Origin of the sequence: Nocardioides sp. TRM66260-LWL (assembly GCF_020075545.1) — a bacterium.
GTDB lineage: Bacteria > Actinomycetota > Actinomycetes > Propionibacteriales > Nocardioidaceae > Nocardioides.
In genome coordinates this window covers 682,536-702,534 of the sequence record NZ_JAIQZK010000001.1, presented here as the reverse complement: position 1 = coordinate 702,534, position 19,999 = coordinate 682,536, and the positions used below count along the sequence as shown (strand labels likewise).

Below are 19,999 nucleotides of genomic sequence, written 5' to 3'. Positions count from 1 at the left end.
CAGGGCACCGAAAGCGAGAGTGGCTAGTGCGCTACGGGTACCTCGGCCACCTGACTCGAGGAAGCGGCGGCTCGAGGCGTGATCTGTCGGGGACACGGGTTCTCCTTGTGCTCGTGGGGGGTCAGACGCCGGCATAGGAGTGGAGCCCGGTGATCCACAGGTTCACGCCGAAGAAGTTGAAGAGGAAGGCGGCGTAGCCCGCCAGGGCGAACCACGCGGCCCGGGTCCCGCGCCAACCGGCGGTGGCCTGGGCGTGGAGGTGTGCTGCGTAGAGGACCCAGGTGATGAAGGCCCAGGTCTCCTTGGGGTCCCAGCCCCAGTAGCGGCCCCAGGAGTTCTCGGCCCAGATGGCGCCGGCGATCACGGCGAAGGTCCAGATCGGGAACGCGAACATGTGTGCGGCGTGCGCGACCTGTTCGAGGGTTGAGGCCGACGGAAGGCTGGCGGCGTAGCCGCGACGCGGGCTGCCCGAAGCGTCCGAGGTGCCGCTGGGGTCGGCGGTGGCGCGTCGCTCGAGGCGGGTCCGGACGAGGAACAAGGCGGTGGCGACGGCGCCCACGGTGAACACTCCCCCACCCGTGATCGCGGCGGCGACATGGATGACGAGCCAGTAGGAGTCCAGGACGGGGACGAGCGCCCCGGCCGGCGTGTAGAGCACGGTCACCGCGAGCCCGAGTGCCAGGAGGATCAGGCCGACGATCCACACTCCGAAGGCCCGCACCGGCAGCCTGGTGAGAAACGCGAGGTAGGCCGCTCCGGCCGCGACCGAGCACACCAGGACGAACTCGTACATGTTGCCCCAGGGCACGCGTCCGGCGGCGAACCCGCGGCTGATGGTGCCGCCGACGGTGAGGGCGAAGGCGAGCACGGTCAAGGAGGTGCCGATGGCTCCGACGAGGCGCGTGCGTTCGGTGGGTGGCGCGGAGCCGGTCGCGGTGCGCCGGGCGGCTTCGGCCGAGTAGGACAGCATCGCGAGCGCGTAGACGGCGATGGCTGCGTACACGAGGCTGTTAGAGAGCTGTGCGAGCGTCTGGTTGGTCATGTGTGGGGGTCCTTGTCTGCCGGGTCCGCCGGGGCTGCCGGAGACGTTGGCCCGCCAAGGGCCGTGACGAGTTTGCTGATCTCTGCGCTGGGCGGGAGGCGGCGTGTCAGTGAGTGGCCGGCGGTCTCGACGAGGAAGCCGGAGGATTGCGTCGGGCTGATCCGTACCCAGATCCGCCGGCGTCGGATGATTAGCGACGTGGTGAGGCCGATCAGGATCGCGATCGCGGCGGTGAGGGTGATTTCCTTGCCGGGGTCGTAGGCGATCTGGAAGTTGGCGAAGCGGGAGACCCCGTCGAAGGTCAGCGAGCCCTGTCCGTCGGGCAGGGTCATGGTCTCGCCCACCTCGAGCGCTTGGGCGAAGGGCTTGCCGTCGGCTTGGACCTGGGTGAGGCCGTCGCGGTCGAGGGCGAACACGGACTGCGGGACGCCGTCCTCCAGGCCCAGGTCGCCGGTCCACGCGGTGAGGAACAGCTGCGGGTCGAGAGCGTCGGGGAACATCGAGTAGGGCCCCTGGGGGCCGACGTCTGCTGTCGGGAGGAACAGGCCCTCGAAGGCGAGCTGGGTCGGCTGGGCGTCGGGGACCTTCACGACGCCTTCGGAGCTGTTGTTGGCGTCGAGGGGCAAGAAGAGGACTGGTCCTGTGAAAACAACCTTGCCGCGGCCATCGCGAACGGTCACGCGAGGGGCGTAGCCGTTGCCGGTCAGGAAGAACTTGGTCTCGTCGACGTCGAGTGGCTCGTTGGGCCGTACGGTCGTGCGTTGCTGGGCTCCGCTGCCGCTCTGGTAGGTGATCCGTGCACTGAACTGGCTCGGCTGACCCGGGTTGGGTCCGCGAACCTGATACTTGACGTCGAACTTGTCGAGCCGGAACGACAACGGGACGAGGCCATCCACATCAGTCCACGCAGACGGCGTGAAGACGTCGTACTGGGAACGGTCGTTGGCGAAGGTTCCGCCCTCAGCGATCGCAACTCTGCCCTCGAACCCGACGAGCTTGCCGACCGCGATGCCGACGAGGAGCACCAGCAGGGACAGGTGGAACGTGAGGTTGCCGACTTCGCGGAGGTAGCCGCGCTCGGCACGGACCTCGGAGTCGGTGACGACGACTCGGAATCGCTTGCGGCGCAGGTAGCGTGCCGCGGCCGCGAGGACCTCGGCTGGCGCCCGGTCGGTGTCCCACGCCTGATGGTCCTCCAGGCGGGCGAGGTTGCGGGGCGCGGAGGGCGGCGCGCTACGAACGGCGCGCCACAGCCGCAGCGAGCGCGGCAGGACACAACCGGTCATCGAGACCAGCAGCAGAACGTAGATGGCGGCGAACCACGGCGAGGCGTAGACGTCGAAGAAGCCGATCCGATCGAGCCAAGGCGCCAGGTCGGGATGACGGACGGCGTACTGCTGCACGGCAGCCGGGTCGGAGGCGACATTGCGTTGCGGGAACAGCGACCCGGGGATGGCGGCGAGGGCAAGCAGCACCAGGAGGATCACGGCGGTGCGCATCGAGGTGAGCGTGCGCCAGGTCCACCGGAACCACCCCCATGAGATGGGCTTGCTCGGACGCTGATTCAGCTGTTGCTCTGGTTGCGGTGGCGCGAGGTCGGTCATGGTGTCGCCGTCCCGCTGGCCGGCTGGGTCGGCTGTGTTGACCGGGTCGACTGGCTCGCGTCGGCGATGAGCGCGCGCAGCGTTGAGGCGTCGACAGGTCCGATGACGCGGGCGGCCAGTCGGCCATCGGCGTCGACGACCATGGTGCTGGGCACCGCACTCGGGGGGAGGGCCGGCCCGAAGGCGAGCAGCGCCGCGCTCGAGGTGTCGGTGGTCAGGCTCGGGTAGGCGAGGTCGTAGCGGTCCTCGAATGCCCTCGCGGCGGCGTCGTTGTCACGAACGTTGATCCCGACGAAACGGATCCCATCGTCGGCGGTGTCGGCAGCGACCTGGGCGAGTTCGGGTGCTTCAGTGCGGCACGGTGCGCACCACGATCCCCACACGTTGTAGACCACAACGGCCCCGAGGAGGTCGCTGCTGTCGAAGTCATTGCCGTCGAGCAGGCGACCGGAGAACGGTTCGACCATGGTTCGGTCAGCCTCCGCGATCTGTTCGACGACGGGTCGGGTCGCGGTCGGGGATCCGTCGGTGTTCGCCCCGCAACCTGAGGCAACGACAGCAGTGATGACAGCGAGGACACCGAGGAGAGTCGCCCGCTGGCCGGTGCTTCCTCTCACCCCAGCGGCCCTCCACGGGCGTCCAGCATGGTTCGTAGGGCAGTGAGCTCGCTGGTCTGTGCCTCGACGATGCTCCGCGCCAGGGTGCGAACCCAGGGCTCGCTCGCGCGGGCTTCAGCGGACTTGGCCATGGGGAGGCCACCCTCGTGGTGGGCGATCATCAGCTCCAGGAACAGCCGCTCGGCCGGACGGCCGCGCAAGGAGGCGAGGCGCTGAAGGTCGGCCGCAGAGGCCATCCCGGGCATGGCCATCACACCGGCGCTCGCGCTGTCGCCGGCACCGGCGTCCGAGGCCCCGGGCATATCGGACATGCCCGACATGCCGCTGTGGGTGTCGTCGTCGCTGCTCCCGCCGGTGTCGGTTGTCATCCAGCTCATGGGGCTCGGGTTGTTTTGCGACTGGTTCCAGCTCGCGAGCAGCCCGTACATCTGCCCGATCTGCTGCTGTTGCGTCAGCTCGATGTCCAGCGCAACCTGGCGGACTTCCTCGTCGTCGGTGCGGTCGCGGACCATTACCGACATCTCGACGGCCTGGGAGTGGTGGGTCTGCATGTCGCGCAGGAAGCCGACGTCGATCGTCGACGGGGCAGGCTTCGTCTTCTCCGCGGCCGTGGAGCCCCCGCTGGGGAGCAGGCTCCCGATGAACACTCCGGCCACGATCAGGAACAAGGCAGCCATGATCGCGAGTCCGGCGTACAGGCGGCGGTAGCTGGGCTGGCCTTGTCCGGCCCTATCGAGGCCCGGCGCGTCCTTGGTGGGATTGTCTTCGTCGCCCGACATCAGCCGAGGCCCCCGGTGCAGGGTGCGCCGAGCTCGGGTGTCTGCGGACCCTGCGCGAAGGTGTCGACGAATGCCGTCAGCGTGGCTTGATCAACGCTGCCCAGCGGGAGCTGGCGCCCCCAGGCGGTCGCTACGACGGGTTCGTCCATGCCTTCGACGGGCGAGACGAGGACGAACCCGTTGCGCTCCGCCAAGGCCTCCAGCACGTCGACGTCGGCCGACGCGAGGCTGGGGTCGTAGGTGATCCAGACCGCGCCGTGCTCCATGGAGTGCACCGCCGTGCCCGGCTCCACCGGGGCGTTGTAGGTTCCGCAGTTCATCCACACGGGCGCATGGTCACCGCCCACCGGTGGGTTCTGTGGATAGTTCACCGCTCCTTGGACGTGGTTGCGGCTGAGATTGGGGTACTCGACGACGTCGCCCAGGATCGAACTGTCGGGACTCGTCTGTCCGTCCGAGCCTTGCTCGGCGTTGGTCGGCGAGCCCTTCTTCTTGTTCGCGGCGGAGTCGATCACGTCGCTCCCGCACGCGGTGAATGTCGTCAGCGTCGCGAAAAGCATCCCTGCAAGAGCGGTCTTGCGGGCAGGCGAGGCGGCCAAGTGCCGCAGCGGGTTGTTCACGGTGAGCACGGTCCTGTCGTCGCGAGCGTGTGAGGCCCGCCTGCGAGCATGCTCCGACCGGGCTTAGTACTACTCTACTTAGTAGCAGAAGTGTGGGCGAGTCGGGAGGAGTCCTGCGTGGCAACCATGCCCCGGAGAGGCCAGGAGGGACGCCGGCGCCGAACGGAGCTGCCCGGCCTAAGAGTCGGCAGACGACGGGGACTGGCGAGCGGGCTCATTGTCGTGGTCCTCAGCGCACTGACCGGGTGCGCTGCCAACACCGACCAGCCGGCCCGGGCCGACAAGGACACGTTGCCGGTGGCGGTCGCCGGACTGAAGGGCTGCGCGAATCTCGACGGCCGCCCGAGCTCGTCGCCCTCCGAAGGCCTCCCCCGCACCACACTCCCCTGCCTGAACGAGTCCAGCGCGGTCGACATGGCGGCCCTGCGCGGCCCCACCATCGTCAACCTCTGGGCGTCGTGGTGCTCGCCGTGCCGTAAGGAGCTGCCGCGGCTGGCCGAGGCCGCCCGCCGCAGCAACGAGGTCGGTTTCCTGGGTGTCGATACCCGCGACGATGTCGAGCTGGCAGGCGCACTCCTCGAGGAGCTCGGCGTCACCTATCCCCAGGTCGTTGATGCCGAGGGCACCGTGCTCGAGGCAACACGAGTGCCCGGGCTCCCGGTGACTCTTGCCGTCGACGCAGAGGGTCGCGTCGTCGATCGCGTGATTGGCGAGGTGTCTGACAAGGAACTTGGTCGCTTGCTCGCCACGCTCGCCGACCGCGCAACGGCCGGCTGAGCCGGCGTTGGATCGGGGCTGATTCGGGTGTTCGGCATGTCGTGGTGGCGACCCATCCTGGCCGCGGCCGCCGGCCTCGGCGCGGCTTCGGCCGCGGCGCCGCTGGAGTGGCGGTGGATGGCCCCGCTCGCGGTGGCCGGTCTCGTGTCAGCGGCACGCGCCGCGCGACTGCGAACAGGTGCGGCGGTGGGCCTGATCTTCGGCCTCACCTACGTTCTCGCGCTGGCGTCCTGGATGCGGGTGATCGGAACTGATGCGTGGCTCCTCATCGGCTTCGCCGCGGCCGGCTACTACGCCGTCGCCGGGGCTGGGATCGCGGTGGTGGCGCGGCTGCGCTGTTGGCCACTGTGGGTTGCGGCATGGTGGGTCACGGTCGAGACCGTCATGGCTGCGTGGCCGCTCGGGGGCTTCCCATGGACCCGGCTTGCGTGGACCACGATCGACACGCCCCTGTCGCGGTGGCTGCCCTGGATCGGGGCGTCCGGCACCAGCTTCGTGGTCGCCCTCCTCGGGGCCCTCCTCGGGGCTCTGGTCGTCGCCCTCAGCGCATCCCTGTTGGGCATGCGCTCCCGCAGCGCAGCGTCACGGGGCCTCGAGGGGCGCCAGCTACTCCTGACCGGGCTGGGGCTCGTCGGCTTGGTGGGCTTCCCCGTCGTTGTGGCCGCCCCGTCCTTGGCATCGTCCTGGGAGAGCGGCCAGCCGTCAGTCCGGGTCGCTGCGGTCCAGGGCGATGTGCCGGGCGCCGGCAACGACGTGGTCGCGGTTCACCGGCAGGTCACGGCCAACCACGTCACAGCCACCACGAGGCTCGCGCAGCAGCTCCGCAATGGCGATCTGCTACGACCAGACTTCGTGCTGTGGCCGGAGAACTCGACCGCGGTCGACCCGTTCAGTGACGCAGCGACCCGATCGGGGATCAACCAGGCGACTAGGGCCATCGGGGTTCCCACACTGGTGGGGGCGATCGTCGATGGGCGCCGGGCGGACGAGGTGTTGAACCAGGGCCTGGTCTGGAACACGGACGGAACTGTCTCCGAGCGGTACACCAAGAGACATCCGGTTCCCTTCGGCGAGTACATCCCGTTCCGCAAACAGCTCGCAGGCCTGAAGATCGGCCGCCTCGACATGGTGCCGCGAGACATGACCCCAGGCACACGCACCCGGCCCCTGGAGATAGCGGGAGCACTGGTGGCGGATCTGATCTGCTTCGACGTCGCCTTCGACGACTCGGTCACGGCGCAAGTACGACGCGGGGCGCAACTGGTGACCGTGCAGACCAGCAACGCCTCCTTCATCGGTACCGCCCAGCTCGAGCAACAGTTCGCCATCAGCCGGCTACGAGCGTTGGAGACCGGGCGCACGGTCGTCGTGGCATCCACCAACGGCATCAGCGGAGTGATCGCCCCGGACGGATCCGTGGTCACCCGGCTACGACCACGGACGACCGATGTCGCGATGGCCACAGTCCCCCTGATCGACCGCCAAACCGCCGCCGTCCGGCTCGGCCCCGCGTTGACCTGGATGATCTGCCTACTGGGTGTTGCTGCCGTCGCGGCTGGTGCGGGCCGCACCCGGCGACGCACCGCAGGTCCGCTGCATACGGAACGCGAGCAACTCGCCGAAGCATCCGAGGCATCCGCCGCGGCGGATGGAAGCCGCTGACAGACCAATCAGTCCCAGGCTGCGGTCGCGCTCGACCGAAACCCGCTCGAGGTGCTCCTCAGGACGTGTCCATGACGACCTCCTAGGCATCCCCGGCATCCCCGGAATCGGGCGGCCGGGCCCAGGGCAACCGGATCACAAACGTCGTCCCACCACCGACCGGCACCTCGCCCAGCTCGAGCGTCCCACCCTGCTCAAGGAGGATCCGGCGGGCACGGTGCAACCCGATGCCCTGACCGCCGGAAGCTCGGCCGTGGCTGCCCCACGAGAACAAGCGTTCGCGCACGGCCGGGTCGAGCCCCGGGCCGGCGTCGGAGACCAGGATCTCGACCCTGTCGCCGACGAGGCGTGACGTGATCGTGGTGCCCCGGCCGCCCGCGTGGTCGGCCGCGTTCTTGACCAAAGTGCCCAGCACCTCGGCGAGGGCGTCCTGGCGGGCGCGCACGCGGTGGCCGCCAGGGGTCCACGCCACGTGGTGGCCGAGGGCGGCCTGCGCGACCACGAACGGCGACACGACGGCGTCCACGTCGAGGATGGTCATCGGGCCCTGCTTGGCCGCGACCGTACGCCGCAGCCGCGCGGCCTCGATGTCGACCATCTTCTCCAGCGCGGCCCGGCGGGGCAAGGGCAAGATCTGACCACTGGCCAGCAGCCGGGCGCCGGCGGCGAGACCCGCAGCGGCCGAGCGGACCTCGTGGGCGACCTCGCGGTCCTGCTTCACCTCGGCCTCGGCCTCGGCGGCCAGGTGGGCGTAGCGGGCCACCCGGGCGTCCATCTGCTCCAGCGCGACCCGCAGCAGTGAGGACGCGGTGGTCGCGATCAAGGCGCTGAACACAGCCACGCCGACCACCGCGGCCGGAGTGGGCATCATGGCGTCGACCAGGGTCGAGTACAGCCGAGCCGTGAAGATCGCGAGCATCCCGGCGCCGATCCGGGCAGCCGCCCACCCCGGCAGAGACGAGGCGGCCAACTGCAGCCCGACCGCGACCATGATCATGCCGATCAGCACCATGATCACGATGTCGACCGAGTCGTGAGTGCCGAGGACGCCGGATTCGTGGATGTATTCCTTCATCAACCGGTACAGGCCGAGGGTAATCGTCGCGGAGGTCAGACCGAGCAGGATCCCGGTCACGACGAGGTACTTCGGCGGCGCGGCGGCGCGGCGGCCGCGGTGGATGACGATCAGGACGATCAGCACTGTGACCAGGTGGCCGTTGGTCATCCGGAAGGAGAGCGGGCTCAGCTCCCGGTCGATCATCCCGAGCACCTCCAGCGGTGCGTCCTGGAGGGCCACGATGGCGGCGGCGACGGCCATGCTGCCGCGCAGGCCGTCGTACATCAGCCGGGCGTCGACGGCCATCGCGACGCCCGCACCGAGCAGCAGCACATCTGACAGCAGCATCACCGCGTGCCCGGCCAGCACCACCCGCTCGCCGTCCGGGTCCCCGACCAGCACGACCACCAGGTACGGGTAGAGCAGCAACCCCGCGACGGCAGCACTCCACCACCACGACGAGTGCGTGGCCCCGCCGCGGCCGTTCAGCCGCCGGGCCGATGACCCCGAGATGCCACGATCCCGACCGCCCCTCAACTGGGCCGTCACCCCTCCATTGTGGGAACCCGGTCGCGGTCTGGGTGCAAGAACCTCCGGATTGGAAGCCCCCCGCCTCCACCTGATCCGAGGGGCGGTCGGACTTGACCCGAGGTTTGACCCGGGACTTAGGCGCCGTGGTCCAGTGCGGCAGCGGTCAGTCACGCCTGTAACCGGGAACTCGACCCAAACCGAGTGTGGCCGCCGCCCCGCGTAGGGGCGACGGCCACGATGCACATCCGACGCGATGTGTGCGATCAGGCTACCTACAGGCCGAAGAGCAGATAGAGACCTGTGAAGGTGTAGGCAACCATGACCAGCAGCAACGGCAGCTGAGCTGTCGAGTGGTCGCGCGAGGGCAGTAGGCCGATCGCTCGATCGTGTGCCGCGATCACGCCGAGCACGTGCCCGGTCACGATCGCGATCACCTTCACCGTGGCGAGGAAGGTCGGGTGGAGCGAGAGCCAGATGTTGACCTCATGGTTGGCCGTCCCGAACAAGTTGAGCCCGGTGCCCAACGGGTCGCTGGCCTGGATCAGCGTCTGCTGCCCGCTCTCGACCAGCAACGTGAGGTAATGGGCGACCATGTAGCCGACGATGATCGGGACCATCGAGTGCGCGAGCCTGCCCGGCATCTCCCGCGCCGGAACCCGGGCGGTCCTCGAGGGCAGCATCGTCGCCAGCCAGAACGCCGCACCGACCAGGGCGCACACCCCGACGAGCAGGAACGTCTCGACCAGGGTCACGTTCGCCGAGGTGGACTGGGTGAACTGCAACCAGGCCGTCGACCCCGAGAAGCTGTCGAAGGCCGTCGACCCGAGTAGCACCGACGTCACCGCGAGCAGCCCTGGTCGAACCGGCATGCCGGCGAGGTTCCGCAACGGAGTCACCAGCTCGATGGCGCCGTTGGCGTTCCGCCGCCACGGCGACAGGTGAGCGAGGAGGTTGGAATAGACCTCGAACGGATCGGCCTGCTCGAACCACGTTTCCCCGAATGCAACCCCGCCCGCGACCGTGAGCACCAGATAGGCGAACAGCCAGGTGGTGACGGTCGCGAGCGCGGTGCCGTCGGGTGAGACGAGCTCGGTCCACACGAAGGCAAACAAGCCCAACGCTGCCGGCCAGAGCCCAACCCACGCCGGGAGCCTCCAGCGGCCGACCCGGGGGTCGAGGCGAAGTGCTGTGCTGATCGCGAAGGCGATGCTGCGCGCCGGGCTGACGGCCTTGATGACGGGCCCCAGCAACAGCGATGCGGGAACCAGCCCTACCCACAGGAGGACGTAGAAGATCCCGAAGACCGGGTTGCTGCTGACATCGTCCTGACCTGCCAGGGCAGCCCAGACCGAGAAGGCGAGAACGAACAGGCCGAGCAGGCGCAGGCTCGCCCGGGTGGCCGTGGCGTCGACGAGACGAGTCAGGGGCGGAAGGGGCGGGAGCGCGCGAACCTGCCTGCCGGCGCCCTCGAGGCGCGGGGTTCGCCACGCGAGGAGGAGGACGGCGAAGGAGATCGTGAGCGCAGCCGACCCGCCGACCACCGCACTGGATGCGGAGATCGGTAGGTCGCTGCCCCCGCCCATGCCATGAGCGGAGATCATCGCTACTTCACCGTGACGACGGCGACGACGGCTTCGGAGTCGTGCTCTTCGATTTCAATCTTCCCGGGCGTCTTGATGACCAGCTCCTTGGTCGAGGTGCCGGCGGGGAAGTCGACGTACTGGTCGGGCTTGGAGTGCACGTGGAGTTGCCCGCCGCGGTCGGTGTCGAAGGTGATGGTGATCTTCTCGCCGGGCGCGACGGTGAGCTCCTGGGCGTTGGGCCCGACCTTCTTGCCCTTGACCGTGACTGCGAAAGCCGGGCCTGTCGGGGTCGCGAGGCTGCTCTCCTCGCTAGGGCTCGTGTCCGTGCCAGTGGTGGTTCCCGTGCCTTCGCTCACCTGGTCTGTGGGCTGGCCTGCCGTGGCATGGGGTTCTCCGGCGTCCGACGATGCCGAGGTCGGCTCGGTCGTACTCTCGCTCGGCTCGGAAATGCTGCCGCAGGCGGTCAGGGTGATGGCGGTGAGCAGCGCTGCAGCGGGCAGCGCGAAACGACGGTGCTTCATGATGGGAGATCTCCTTGATGATGGGAACGACGGGTTGTTGGCGCTCAGGTTGTTGGCGCTCAGGCCAGCACCGGCGGTCCTCGTCGGGAGATCGATGCGGTGGCCTCCCACCGTGTGAACGGGGAAGTGGGCGAGGCGAAGGAACCGGCACCGAAGCGCAGCCGTGGGTTTGATCCCGCGAGGCGCTCGGGACGGCGGAGCCAGCGGGTTAGTAGGGCCAGCAGGGTCCACAGTGCCTGCTCGCCGCGCCACAGCCACAGCGCTATGCCGGCGGCGGCGACGAGGTGCGCAGCCGCCATCAGGGCGTTGGTTCCGGCCAGATGATCGAGCAGGTGCTGGAGCCCTTGACCAGCCGCCGGTCCGACGTCGTCGGCATCCGGGACGACGGCCAGCTGGTCGCGCACTCCCCCGGCCCGATCCGGTCCTGGAACCACGGCGGATCGCGGGGACGATGCTGCATGAGGGGCGGCATGCCCCGCGGTGGCGGTGAGGACCAGGTGGACGATCATCTGGCCGCCGCCGACGAGAGCGGCCAGCCTCCGGTAGGTCGCTTGGACCGTCAATGCGGGCGCTGCGAGCACGGTGAGCACGGCGACCATGAGCGCCAGGGCGATCGGACTCGGGAGTAGGCCACCGGCGGTCACGTGGGCGGTTCCGCCGAGCATGGCGGCGATGGACGCGAGAAGCAGGGCTCTACCCCACACCAGGAGATGGTGGGTCATGCGGAGAACAGGAGAAGGAGTCCGCCGGTCGTGAATCCGACCATGGTGATCAGCAGCGGGATCTGGCCGGTGATTCGATGCTGGGGCGCAAGCACGCTGAGGGCGCGGTCGTGGGCGGCGATGGCCGCTGTGACGTGCCCGGCAACGACCGCGCCGACCTTGATCGAGGCGAGCAACGTTGGATGGTAGGAGAACCAGAAGGTCGGGGCCAGGGCCGCGGTACCGAAAAGGTTCCAGCCCTTCCCGAACGGGTCGCTGACCAGGCCGAGTGTCTGCAGACCGTAGTCGGCGAACAACGTGATGTAGTGCGCGAGCACGTAGGCAGCGATGATCGGAGCCAGGGAGTGTGCGAACAGTCCCGGTAGTTCAGTGCGCCGCCGTCCGTCCCCGGGCTGCGTGAGCATGGAGCCGAGGGCGAACAGCGTTCCAGCGGCCACGCAGAACACGATGAGGGCGAGGTTGTTGAGGATGTTCGCCGACAGTGAGCTGTTGTAGATGGTCCGGATCCAAAACGGTGAGTTGCCGAAGGAGTCGAAGGCGGTGCTTCCGAAGAGCACCGCAACCACGGCGATCAGCCCAGGCACTGGCGGAGTTCCCGCGAGGTTTGCGAGCGGGCTGCGCAAGACCAGACGCGCAGTGGCGGTCTGAGCGTCGTCCTCGGTTGCGGGCGTGTCCCCGTCGCCTGCAGCGGGGTGTGTGATGTGCCAGGGCGAGAGACGGCCCATCAGGGTCGAGTAGACCTCGAAGGGGTCTGCCTTCTGGTAGAAGGTCGACCCAAACAGGGATCCGCCGACCAGCATGATGGCGACGTAGATCGTGCACCACAGCCGCACGTCACCCAGGCTGCTGCTGTTGTCGTAGACCAGCTCGAGCCAGACGAACGCGAAGAGCCCCAGGGCCGCCGGCCAGTAGCCGAGCTGGGCCGGGTATGTGTAGATCCCGTGCTCCCGGTCGCCACCGGTGGCCCGGCTCAGGAGGGCGTGGATCGTGCGGAGGGGGCTGATGGATCGCCAGACCGGCCCGAAGAGCAGCGAGGCGAAGACGAGCCCGACCCACCACCAGACGTACACGATGCCGAAGAACGGATTGGTGAGACTGTCCTGCCCGAACAGCGCCACGATGACGGTGTAGGCGAAGAGCGCCATGCCGGCGGTCTGCAACGTCCGTCGCCACGCGACCGAGAGCAGCACGCGAGCGATGCGGCTGGAGACGGGTCGCCCTTGAGGCGCGGCTTCGCCGTCGTAGCGGGTCGATCGCCACGCGATGGTCATCACCACGAACGACAGGACCAGCGCGACCCCGGCACCGCCGACCGCGAGCGAGAGCGGGATCGGCAGATCAGCCTGTCCGCCGATGCCATGCGCCTCGATCATTCCTCACCCTCCGCTCCCATTTGTCGGGCCTGGAGGAACGGTCCAGATTGTTCGGTCGGTGTGGCTTGCGGGGTGTTCAGAGCCGCGGCGAGTGCGGCCGGTCGCCGTGAGCTGACCAGCCAGTACGGCGCCGGGTCGGCTGGATCGTCGATGGTGATGCGTACGCCCGTCTTGATGTAGGGGCGCAGGACGAGGTAGGCCCGCGCGTCGGCTTCGGGGCCTGAGATCGCGCGCATCCGTGCGGCATCGAGCGCCTCGACGTGCCCCACGAAGTGACGCTCGATGCGTGCGTGACCGACGTGGAGCCATTGATCGGTCACCACGATCCGCACCGACCCATAGGTCAGTAGGGCCAGCGCGAGAAGGGCGTAGAGCCCGAGCGCGATACCCAAGGCGAGGGAGCCCGGTAGCGCGGCGACCATCGCGAGCCAGAAGGTCCAGATCATGAGCCCCCACAGCAGCCACCAGCGCACCGGCGCCCGTAGACGCTCGCGGTAATCGTCGCGTACTCGCACAGCCCTGCCTCTCGCCGCGCGAGCATCGCGCCCAGCATTCTCCTACGGAGGATAGTAGATGGGTCTAGCGTCGCGGCCGAATGACCACGTAGGCCAGCGCGACGCCGAAGCCGCACACGATGGATCCCACCGCGCTCAGCGACTTGGAGCCTGCGTCGTCTCCGATGACACCCCACGACTGGAGAGTCCACAGGGCACCGAGTGCGATGAGAAGCAGCGCGGGCGGCAGGCCCAGCAGTAGGGCGCGGTACTTCGGCGTCCGCCCGTAGCGAGAGTCCTGCCCGCTGGGAGGAACAGGGGCGGGAGCGGGAGCGGGAGCGGGAGCGGGAGCCGGAGCCTTGGCGCGTTGTCTGGACATCAGCCCTCCCCCGTCGTCGCCGCCGCATACTCCCAATGCCACGGTTCAGGACGTGATCCACCAGACCGTGCCCAGGACGGGTTGACCCATCCCAGGCGCTCAGCGTTGGCGGTCATCCACTCGTACTGCGTCGTCCCGAACTTTTCGATGCCACCGCACAGGTCGACCGCGACTCCCCAGCCGTGGTTGCTGGTTCCGGGCCGGGCAGCGAGTCCGGGCTTGATCGCCGCAAGCCGGCGCTGAGTGGCGAGGTCGCGGTAGCCGTCGGTCATGCACGGTTCCTCACCGAACTCGCGCACATAGGTGGCCGCGAGGCGTGACCATGCCAATGCTGCGTCGCCTCGGAGATGGAATCCGTCCGGTAATTCACACAGACGGGCATCCGGGACCGTGCCATTGGCATCCGGCAAGACCTGCGGCGCCGTGTCACACGCAGCCAACCACGCCGGCTGACGACGAGCGGTGCCCGAGGTGGCACGGGGAGCGCTGCGGCTCAAGGTCACCTCGAGCCGCCGCCGGTCGACCTCGAGGTTGCGGTCGGCTGCTGAGGGGATCGTGGATTGCAGATCTCGGCGGCCGTTGCGGTCGGAGGCCTCCGCGGCCTCCCCGGTTCCTCCGCCGACACCCATGACGGAGGCAGTGCTTCCCAGGGCGACAGCCCCCAGCGTAACGACCGCCGCCGAAATGCCGACCGGGAAGCGAGGGCGCCGCGGCTTTGCTCGTCGCGTGCCTCGATGACGCGCGGGCGCGGACGCGCGGTGCCGCGGTTCCGAACCCATCTGAGGATCTCCTTGCGGCGCCGCGGCTGAATCGAACTTCTACTATAGAAAGTAGTAGACGGTGATCCAAATCGGGTTGCGGCGCCTCGGCCGGCTATCCGCCGACCTGGGCCAGCCCGTAGATGACGAGGAATCCGACGAAGAACATCGCGCTCAGCAGGACCGTCTCGTTCTCCTCATGCGCCTCGACGAGAAGTTCTTCGACTGCCAGGTAGAGGAGAGCGGCCGCACCGAATGCGAGTGCGGCGGCGACCAGTCCCTCGCCTGCGTTGCCGAGCGCGGCCGCCGATCCGACCGCGCCGACCGCAGTCATGAGTCCCAGCCCACCGCTCAGCCCAGCTGCCCGGAACCTCGTCAGGCCCGCCTCGACGAGCTCGCCTTGGACCGACAGGGCGAGAAACAGAATCTCGATCGTGAGCGCCGCGGTCAGAATCACCGCTTGGGCCGACCCCAGCGTCGACCCAAGCCCGACGAGGACGCCGTCCACAAGCAAGTCGACAGCGACTGCCGCCAGCAGACCTATCGGAACCGCCGCACGCGCCGCAACAGCGAGCGTGCCTGACGGTTGTCGCCGATCCAGTAGCCGGCCAAAGGCTCCGAGCGTGAGCATCAGCACGACGCCGACCCCGAATCCGACCACAGCCCATCCCCAGTGCTGTCGGTCACGAAGGTCTGGGAGCACCTCCCCAACGACGGCAGCAATCACAACTCCCGCCGCGAAGTGCTGAACGGCACTCATGGTCGCCGGCCGCGGTTGCCGGAAAGCCGCGACACTTGCCCCGAGTGCGGCAGCGCCAACTGGGAATGCCGTTAGAAGCGCGGCTTGGGGAACTGCGTCCATGCTGTGCTCCTTCTCCATGTCCGGTCGGAGGCGAGACCGCTCGACTCGACAAGTTCACCAGCGACGGTAGTGGAGATCCCAATCGACTCGTGTGATTGGGAGGATGCCAACGGAGGCGGCCCTAGTAGATGGCCGTTGCCCATCGGGCGGCGTGAGGACTGGCCCAACACGCAACGACCGAAGTGCTGATCTCGCGGAGATGAGGGTGCTCCCGAAGCCGATAAGACTAGTGAGCAACCTGGATCGACCTGCCCATGTCCGGACGGTCGCACCAAGCCCGTCGACTGCTCGACAAATCGCACACGGCGGGCAGGACGGCCATACTCGACCGCCGGCCGTTCCACGCGCAAGTTCCTGCGGAGGGTGCCGGGCGGGCCCATGACATTCATCCGAAGTCGCCTGAAGCCCCATTGGCCGTAGGACAGTTGACAGCGCCGGACGCTCTCACACAGGACATCTCCGCAAGGTCGACCTGAAGGCCCGTCTCGCATCGGCAACCCTCTCCGGCCTGGTCCGCACCACAATCCATGACGACCACTGACGATTCTCCGAGCCGTCCGCCGACCGCCCGCCTGCTGCCATTTCAGATCATCGGCACGCATGCTGCCGTTGCAGAAGAGCTGAACGACACACCAAGTCGCCAACCAGCGAGTGCGCCAAGAGAGACGAGCAGACTGCGCCGATTGATCGCAGCGGGCAGTCGTAACGCCATAGGCAGATAGGTGGCCTATATACCTGACGCTGCACGATTGCGGATGTTGACCGCAGTGAAGTCTCAGCAGCTGACGCGGGACCGCACCATCGCCGCGGCAGCGGGACGGAGCGCTCACGGCTGTGGCGCGACTGCGAGCGCTCTGAGACGGGCGTAGGTTCGACACAGCGTCCCAGGGCCACCCTGTAGGGCGAGCACCGTTGGACACCCTAGCCTCTCGACCGCCCGCGCTGCAGGCGTGATGAGCAACGACGACGTCAACGACGTCCGCCACCCATAAGTACAACCCCTCTAGAGAGCAGTCGTACTCGAGTAGGTCTGGGCGCATCGCCCCGGGCCCGCACGGCCAGAGAACGGAGTAGCCTGTTACAACTCCGATGCAAACATCAGGCCGTCTTCACAGTTTGCGCAGGTCAGCATGGGTCAGTCAGTCAGTACTACGACCTGTGATCACTTGTCACGTAGTACTCGAACTCGCTCTTGGGAAAGAGACCCTGGCAACGGCGCCACCGAGAGTCCGAGGTACCTCAGACCCACCTCGGTGATTTTTCGCGACGTCTCCGGGCGCGTCCACGTGGGAAGGGCTAGGTGACTAACCGTGAGCCGGACCAGGGCGTCCGCCGCGTCGGACACTTCTTCGGCGACCATGTCTGGGAAGTTCGAGGTTACCCAGTTGACCAGCGACCTCGTCGCCAGGTCGAGCAGCTGCGCTGACGTTGTGAGCAACGGCAGGATCCCGGTCGCCGACTGCGAGGAGAGCTCGCCGTTAGAGATCAGCACGGCCCTGAGGAGAGGGCTGCGTTCGGCTTCCTCCAGCGTGAAGTCGACGGCAGCCGCGAGTCCGCGACCGGCATCGGCGCGGTGATGGGCCAGCACCTCCTCGATTCCGTCGATAAATCGCGCCGCCTCCCGGAGGACCACGGCCTCGCCCAACCCGGGCTTGTCCTTGAACTCCTTGTACAGCAGGGCACGTGAGACGCCGACGGCGTCGGCGATCTCTCCCATGCGGACTCGTTCCCATCCGCGCTTGACGATCAGGTCGTGGGCGGTCTCGAGGACCGCGGCGCGGACGTGTTCGCGGTACCGATCCCGCATCGTTGGAGGTGCCACAATGAACAGACTAGCCAGAATGTCACTCTCTGGACTGGTGCCGCGCTCGCACGACAATGTGACAGCTAGGTTGCCAGCATCCGTTTTCGGACAACCTCCACTTTCTGTCTCTAGGATGAAGTACATGGCTAGCTCTCAGCAACGTGTCGTCAGCCCCTACCCCCACCGCCTGGGCGGTCACTGCGGCTCCGGCGCGATGCGGGACCTGCTGGAATGGGCCGGACTTGGGTGGAACGGCCCTCCTGACGAAGGACTCGTCTTCGCACTGAGCGGCTCCCTGGACCTCGCATACGTCAGGGACACCGAGCTCATGCCCCCGATCTACCTCGTGGGCCGCGGAGGCGACCTGGAGACAGACCTGCCGATGCGCCTGGGGGCAGCGGTCTCGGTGCACGCCACCGACGACCCGAGCGAGGGATGGGGTTGGGTGCGTGACTCCATCCAGCGTGGCCGCCCAGCCCTCGTGTGGGCGGACATCGCCGAACTGCCGTACCTGCGGGTCCAGCTCCAGATGAGCAGGCACGACATCGTGGTCATCGGGTACGACGACGAGCATCAGATCGCGCACGTCGTCGACAACGACCGCGAGGACGTGCAGATGGTGCCCTACGAAGCGCTGGCCAAGGCGCGGTCCTCGCAGGGCTTCCCCGTCCCGACGCGTCACACCTTCTTGGACATCGAGTGGCCCCAGAAGCTCCCTGACCTGAGGGTCGCCAGCCGTGCCGCGTTCGCCCAGGCGGCCGCTGCCATGACCGCCTCGGACGGACCGTCGATCGTCTCTGGCAGCGACCCGGCGGTGGGAGCCACCGGACTTGCCGCCGTCGACCTGTTCGCCGACGATCTCCCGCGATGGCCCGAAGTATTCCCCGACGACGTACTGCACCTGCTCCTCCTCGGCCTGAGCGCGTTCGTCGAGAAGGCAGGTACCGGCGGCGGACTCTTCCGCAAGCTGCTGGCCAGCGGCGCGCACGACATTGCCCGGCTGACCGACGACCCTGCGGCCACAGCGGTGTCCGACAGTGCCCGTCGCTGCGCCGCGACCTGGTCGCAGGTCGCGTCCCAGGCGCGCAGCGACGGGGCGCCGGCCCGCGAGCGTGCCCGTGAGGCAGCCCGGGTCGCCGCCGCACTCCCAGAGCTGGAGCGGGAGCTCGTGCGCGCGCTCGAGGCCGCCGGGGCTGCCACGCACACCCGGGCGGTCGTCTGGTGAACGGCCAGCACGAGCCGAGCGATGCGGTGGCGTCCGGGCACTTCGTCGACAGCGACCACCCGGCAATCCGTCAGTTCGCCTCATCGGTGGTGGAGGGGGCAGACGACCCACGCGAGCGTGTCCGGCGGCTCTTCGCGGAGGTCCGCGACCGCCTTCGCTACAACCCGTACGGCCTCACGCCCGATCGCGACCACTACAAGGCCAGCTCCATCTTGAACGGCGGCCCCACCTGGTGCGTCCCGAAGGCGGTGCTGCTCACCGCCAGCTTGCGCGCAGTCGGGATTCCGGCCCTGCTGGGCTTCTCCGACGTGCGCAACCACCTGAGCAGCGAACAACTGCTGTCGGTGATGGGCACCGATCTCTTCGTCTACCACGGGTGGACCGCCGTCCACGTCAACGGTCACTGGCACAAGGGCTCGCCGGCCTTCAACACCGAGCTGTGTGAGCGGTTCGGCGTTCCCCCGCTGGACTTCGACGGGACCCAGGACGCGCTGCTCCACGCCGCAGACGGCGCCGGTCGTCGACACATGGAGTACGTACGAGAGAGAGGGACCTACCTCGACCTCCCGTACGACGACATCATGCGGACCCTGCACGAGACCTACGGGCCCGGCCTGACGCAGAGCGGCACCGCGGGACCGGTCCGCCAGGATCCCGCCTTCGAACCGTGAGAGTCAGCATCGGCGACCACGCCGCTCGATCGATGCCGCCAGGGGCACGGTTCACCGATCCGCCGGGACCCCTGCCAGCTGATCGACCATCGCGGTAATGGCGGCCTCCAACCGCCGACACCCTTCCTTCACAGCCCAGGTCTCCCCCAGGTCGTGGAGGTCGTCGAGGGGGACCGGGGGCCCCACGACAAGGCTCACCCGTCGACGCCAGCCCAGGCGAAGACGCCCACTGTAAGGAGGGAGGATCTCCTGCGCGCCCCACTGCGCCATCGGGAGAAGGGGAACAGACGCCGCCAAAGCGACGCGGACGGCGCCGGACTTCATCGCCATGGGCAGTCCGTCCTCTCGCTTCGTGATGGAGCCCTCCGGGTAGACCAGGACCAGTTGACCTCGCGCCACGGCTTCCACGGCACTGCGATAGCCAGCCTGTCCCGCCGACCGGTCGACCTCGACGTGACCTGCGGAGCGGAACCACCACCCCACGACCGGGACCGCGAAGAGGCTGTCCTTGGCCAGGAACCGGGGCACCCGTCGCTGGGCGAGGATCATCTCCGCGACCAGCAGGGGGTCGATGTGCGACACGTGGTTCGCGGCGAGCACCGCGCCGCCGGACCTTGGGACGTGCTCGACACCACGCCAATCCGGGCGACGCAGCACGAGCAGGATCGGCTTGCACACCAGGATCGAGAGCCACCACGCGAAGCCCCTGGCCTCGGCACCGAGGCGTCGATCGGTCCTGAGCACCTCTCGGATCACCCGACGAGTGTAGACAGATGCATGGCAAACGTCCTGCGTGGAGACAAACTAGAGTTTGCGTCACCGTCCGTCCGTCCGTCCGTCGTGACCCTCGAGGAGCCGATCATGAGCGACCTTCCCGCCACTTCGACCGCGCAGCCGAACCGCTCGTCATGAGCGGCT

At 68.2% G+C, this 19,999-nt stretch carries 19 protein-coding genes; 4 read left to right on the top strand and 15 right to left on the bottom strand.

Going from position 1 to position 19,999, the window contains the following annotated elements:
• Positions 1-121 precede the first annotated feature (121 nt).
• The 5 genes from ccsB to K8Z61_RS03305 all read right to left on the bottom strand — a co-directional run bounded on the left by ccsB (position 122) and on the right by K8Z61_RS03305 (position 4,662).
• Positions 122-1,042 (bottom strand): c-type cytochrome biogenesis protein CcsB, encoded by a 921-nt coding sequence (gene ccsB, locus K8Z61_RS03325; RefSeq protein ID WP_224126638.1) that lies wholly within the window; start codon positions 1,040-1,042, stop codon positions 122-124.
• Positions 1,039-2,541: a cytochrome c biogenesis protein ResB gene (locus K8Z61_RS03320; RefSeq protein WP_224126637.1), complete on the bottom strand. Its 1,503-nt coding sequence runs from the start codon at positions 2,539-2,541 to the stop codon at positions 1,039-1,041. Before K8Z61_RS03320 ends, ccsB begins: the two co-directional genes overlap by 4 nt.
• A gap of 101 nt (positions 2,542-2,642) precedes the next feature.
• The gene (locus K8Z61_RS03315) at positions 2,643-3,113 is read right to left on the bottom strand and encodes a TlpA disulfide reductase family protein (RefSeq protein ID WP_224126636.1); all 471 of its coding nucleotides are present in this window, start codon (positions 3,111-3,113) and stop codon (positions 2,643-2,645) included.
• 146 nt (positions 3,114-3,259) lie between these two features.
• Positions 3,260-4,042: a DUF305 domain-containing protein gene (locus tag K8Z61_RS03310; RefSeq protein ID WP_224126635.1), complete on the bottom strand. Its 783-nt coding sequence runs from the start codon at positions 4,040-4,042 to the stop codon at positions 3,260-3,262.
• Positions 4,042-4,662: a DUF3105 domain-containing protein gene (locus K8Z61_RS03305; RefSeq protein WP_224126634.1), complete on the bottom strand. Its 621-nt coding sequence runs from the start codon at positions 4,660-4,662 to the stop codon at positions 4,042-4,044. Before K8Z61_RS03305 ends, K8Z61_RS03310 begins: the two co-directional genes overlap by 1 nt.
• A 222-nt stretch (positions 4,663-4,884) precedes the next feature.
• Between K8Z61_RS03305 and K8Z61_RS03300 the strand changes: the two genes are divergently transcribed.
• Positions 4,885-5,439 carry a TlpA disulfide reductase family protein gene (locus K8Z61_RS03300; protein ID WP_224126633.1) on the top strand — a complete coding sequence of 185 codons (555 nt, stop codon included), beginning with the start codon at positions 4,885-4,887 and terminating at the stop codon, positions 5,437-5,439.
• 36 nt (positions 5,440-5,475) lie between these two features.
• Positions 5,476-7,101 (top strand): apolipoprotein N-acyltransferase, encoded by a 1,626-nt coding sequence (lnt, locus tag K8Z61_RS03295; RefSeq protein ID WP_224127596.1) that lies wholly within the window; start codon positions 5,476-5,478, stop codon positions 7,099-7,101.
• 82 nt (positions 7,102-7,183) lie between these two features.
• On the opposite strand, the gene K8Z61_RS19210 is transcribed toward lnt, so the two are convergent.
• The 9 genes from K8Z61_RS19210 to K8Z61_RS03250 all read right to left on the bottom strand — a co-directional run bounded on the left by K8Z61_RS19210 (position 7,184) and on the right by K8Z61_RS03250 (position 17,329).
• On the bottom strand, positions 7,184-8,707 hold the full coding sequence (locus K8Z61_RS19210; RefSeq protein ID WP_224126632.1) for a sensor histidine kinase KdpD: 1,524 nt from the start codon (positions 8,705-8,707) through the stop codon (positions 7,184-7,186).
• A 254-nt stretch (positions 8,708-8,961) separates the two neighbouring features.
• On the bottom strand, positions 8,962-10,272 hold the full coding sequence (locus K8Z61_RS03285; RefSeq protein WP_224126631.1) for a hypothetical protein: 1,311 nt from the start codon (positions 10,270-10,272) through the stop codon (positions 8,962-8,964).
• Between the two features lie 20 nt (positions 10,273-10,292).
• Positions 10,293-10,793, bottom strand: a complete 501-nt coding sequence (locus K8Z61_RS03280; protein ID WP_224126630.1) for a hypothetical protein — start codon at positions 10,791-10,793, stop codon at positions 10,293-10,295.
• Between the two features lie 59 nt (positions 10,794-10,852).
• The gene (locus tag K8Z61_RS03275; RefSeq protein WP_224126629.1) at positions 10,853-11,515 is read right to left on the bottom strand and encodes a hypothetical protein; all 663 of its coding nucleotides are present in this window, start codon (positions 11,513-11,515) and stop codon (positions 10,853-10,855) included.
• Complete coding sequence (locus K8Z61_RS03270) at positions 11,512-12,888, bottom strand: hypothetical protein (RefSeq protein ID WP_224126628.1); 1,377 nt, start codon at positions 12,886-12,888, stop codon at positions 11,512-11,514. The genes K8Z61_RS03275 and K8Z61_RS03270 overlap by 4 nt, the downstream gene beginning before the upstream one ends.
• The gene (locus K8Z61_RS03265) at positions 12,885-13,403 is read right to left on the bottom strand and encodes a DUF3093 domain-containing protein (protein ID WP_224126627.1); all 519 of its coding nucleotides are present in this window, start codon (positions 13,401-13,403) and stop codon (positions 12,885-12,887) included. Before K8Z61_RS03265 ends, K8Z61_RS03270 begins: the two co-directional genes overlap by 4 nt.
• 357 nt (positions 13,404-13,760) lie before the next feature.
• Positions 13,761-14,390 carry a M15 family metallopeptidase gene (locus K8Z61_RS03260; protein ID WP_224126626.1) on the bottom strand — a complete coding sequence of 210 codons (630 nt, stop codon included), beginning with the start codon at positions 14,388-14,390 and terminating at the stop codon, positions 13,761-13,763.
• 244 nt (positions 14,391-14,634) lie between these two features.
• Entirely contained in the window at positions 14,635-15,399 is a 765-nt protein-coding gene (locus K8Z61_RS03255) for a hypothetical protein (RefSeq protein ID WP_224126625.1), read from the bottom strand.
• Between the two features lie 1,144 nt (positions 15,400-16,543).
• On the bottom strand, positions 16,544-17,329 hold the full coding sequence (locus K8Z61_RS03250) for a TetR/AcrR family transcriptional regulator (RefSeq protein ID WP_224126624.1): 786 nt from the start codon (positions 17,327-17,329) through the stop codon (positions 16,544-16,546).
• On the opposite strand from K8Z61_RS03250, the gene K8Z61_RS03245 reads away from it, so the two are divergent.
• On the top strand, positions 17,328-18,410 hold the full coding sequence (locus tag K8Z61_RS03245) for a BtrH N-terminal domain-containing protein (protein WP_224126623.1): 1,083 nt from the start codon (positions 17,328-17,330) through the stop codon (positions 18,408-18,410). The genes K8Z61_RS03250 and K8Z61_RS03245 overlap by 2 nt on opposite strands.
• The gene (locus K8Z61_RS03240) at positions 18,407-19,081 is read left to right on the top strand and encodes a transglutaminase family protein (RefSeq protein WP_224126622.1); all 675 of its coding nucleotides are present in this window, start codon (positions 18,407-18,409) and stop codon (positions 19,079-19,081) included. The genes K8Z61_RS03245 and K8Z61_RS03240 overlap by 4 nt, the downstream gene beginning before the upstream one ends.
• Before the next feature lie 51 nt (positions 19,082-19,132).
• On the opposite strand, the gene K8Z61_RS03235 is transcribed toward K8Z61_RS03240, so the two are convergent.
• Entirely contained in the window at positions 19,133-19,837 is a 705-nt protein-coding gene (locus K8Z61_RS03235) for a 1-acyl-sn-glycerol-3-phosphate acyltransferase (RefSeq protein ID WP_224126621.1), read from the bottom strand.
• Positions 19,838-19,999: the final 162 nt, after the last annotated feature.

Bases quoted from the DNA above. Each gene is read 5' to 3' on its own strand.
- ccsB (WP_224126638.1), bottom strand. From the start codon at position 1,042: ATGACCAACCAGACGCTCGCACAGCTCTCTAACAGCCTCGTGTACGCA.
- K8Z61_RS03320 (WP_224126637.1), bottom strand. From the start codon at position 2,541: ATGCGCACCGCCGTGATCCTCCTGGTGCTGCTTGCCCTCGCCGCCATC.
- K8Z61_RS03315 (WP_224126636.1), bottom strand. From the start codon at position 3,113: ATGGTCGAACCGTTCTCCGGTCGCCTGCTCGACGGCAATGACTTCGAC.
- K8Z61_RS03310 (WP_224126635.1), bottom strand. From the start codon at position 4,042: ATGTCGGGCGACGAAGACAATCCCACCAAGGACGCGCCGGGCCTCGAT.
- lnt (WP_224127596.1), top strand. From the start codon at position 5,476: ATGTCGTGGTGGCGACCCATCCTGGCCGCGGCCGCCGGCCTCGGCGCG.
- K8Z61_RS03285 (WP_224126631.1), bottom strand. From the start codon at position 10,272: ATGGGCGGGGGCAGCGACCTACCGATCTCCGCATCCAGTGCGGTGGTC.
- K8Z61_RS03280 (WP_224126630.1), bottom strand. From the start codon at position 10,793: ATGAAGCACCGTCGTTTCGCGCTGCCCGCTGCAGCGCTGCTCACCGCC.
- K8Z61_RS03275 (WP_224126629.1), bottom strand. From the start codon at position 11,515: ATGACCCACCATCTCCTGGTGTGGGGTAGAGCCCTGCTTCTCGCGTCC.
- K8Z61_RS03270 (WP_224126628.1), bottom strand. From the start codon at position 12,888: ATGATCGAGGCGCATGGCATCGGCGGACAGGCTGATCTGCCGATCCCG.
- K8Z61_RS03260 (WP_224126626.1), bottom strand. From the start codon at position 14,390: ATGGGTGTCGGCGGAGGAACCGGGGAGGCCGCGGAGGCCTCCGACCGC.
- K8Z61_RS03255 (WP_224126625.1), bottom strand. From the start codon at position 15,399: ATGGAGAAGGAGCACAGCATGGACGCAGTTCCCCAAGCCGCGCTTCTA.
- K8Z61_RS03245 (WP_224126623.1), top strand. From the start codon at position 17,328: ATGGCTAGCTCTCAGCAACGTGTCGTCAGCCCCTACCCCCACCGCCTG.
- K8Z61_RS03250 (WP_224126624.1), bottom strand. From the start codon at position 17,329: ATGTACTTCATCCTAGAGACAGAAAGTGGAGGTTGTCCGAAAACGGAT.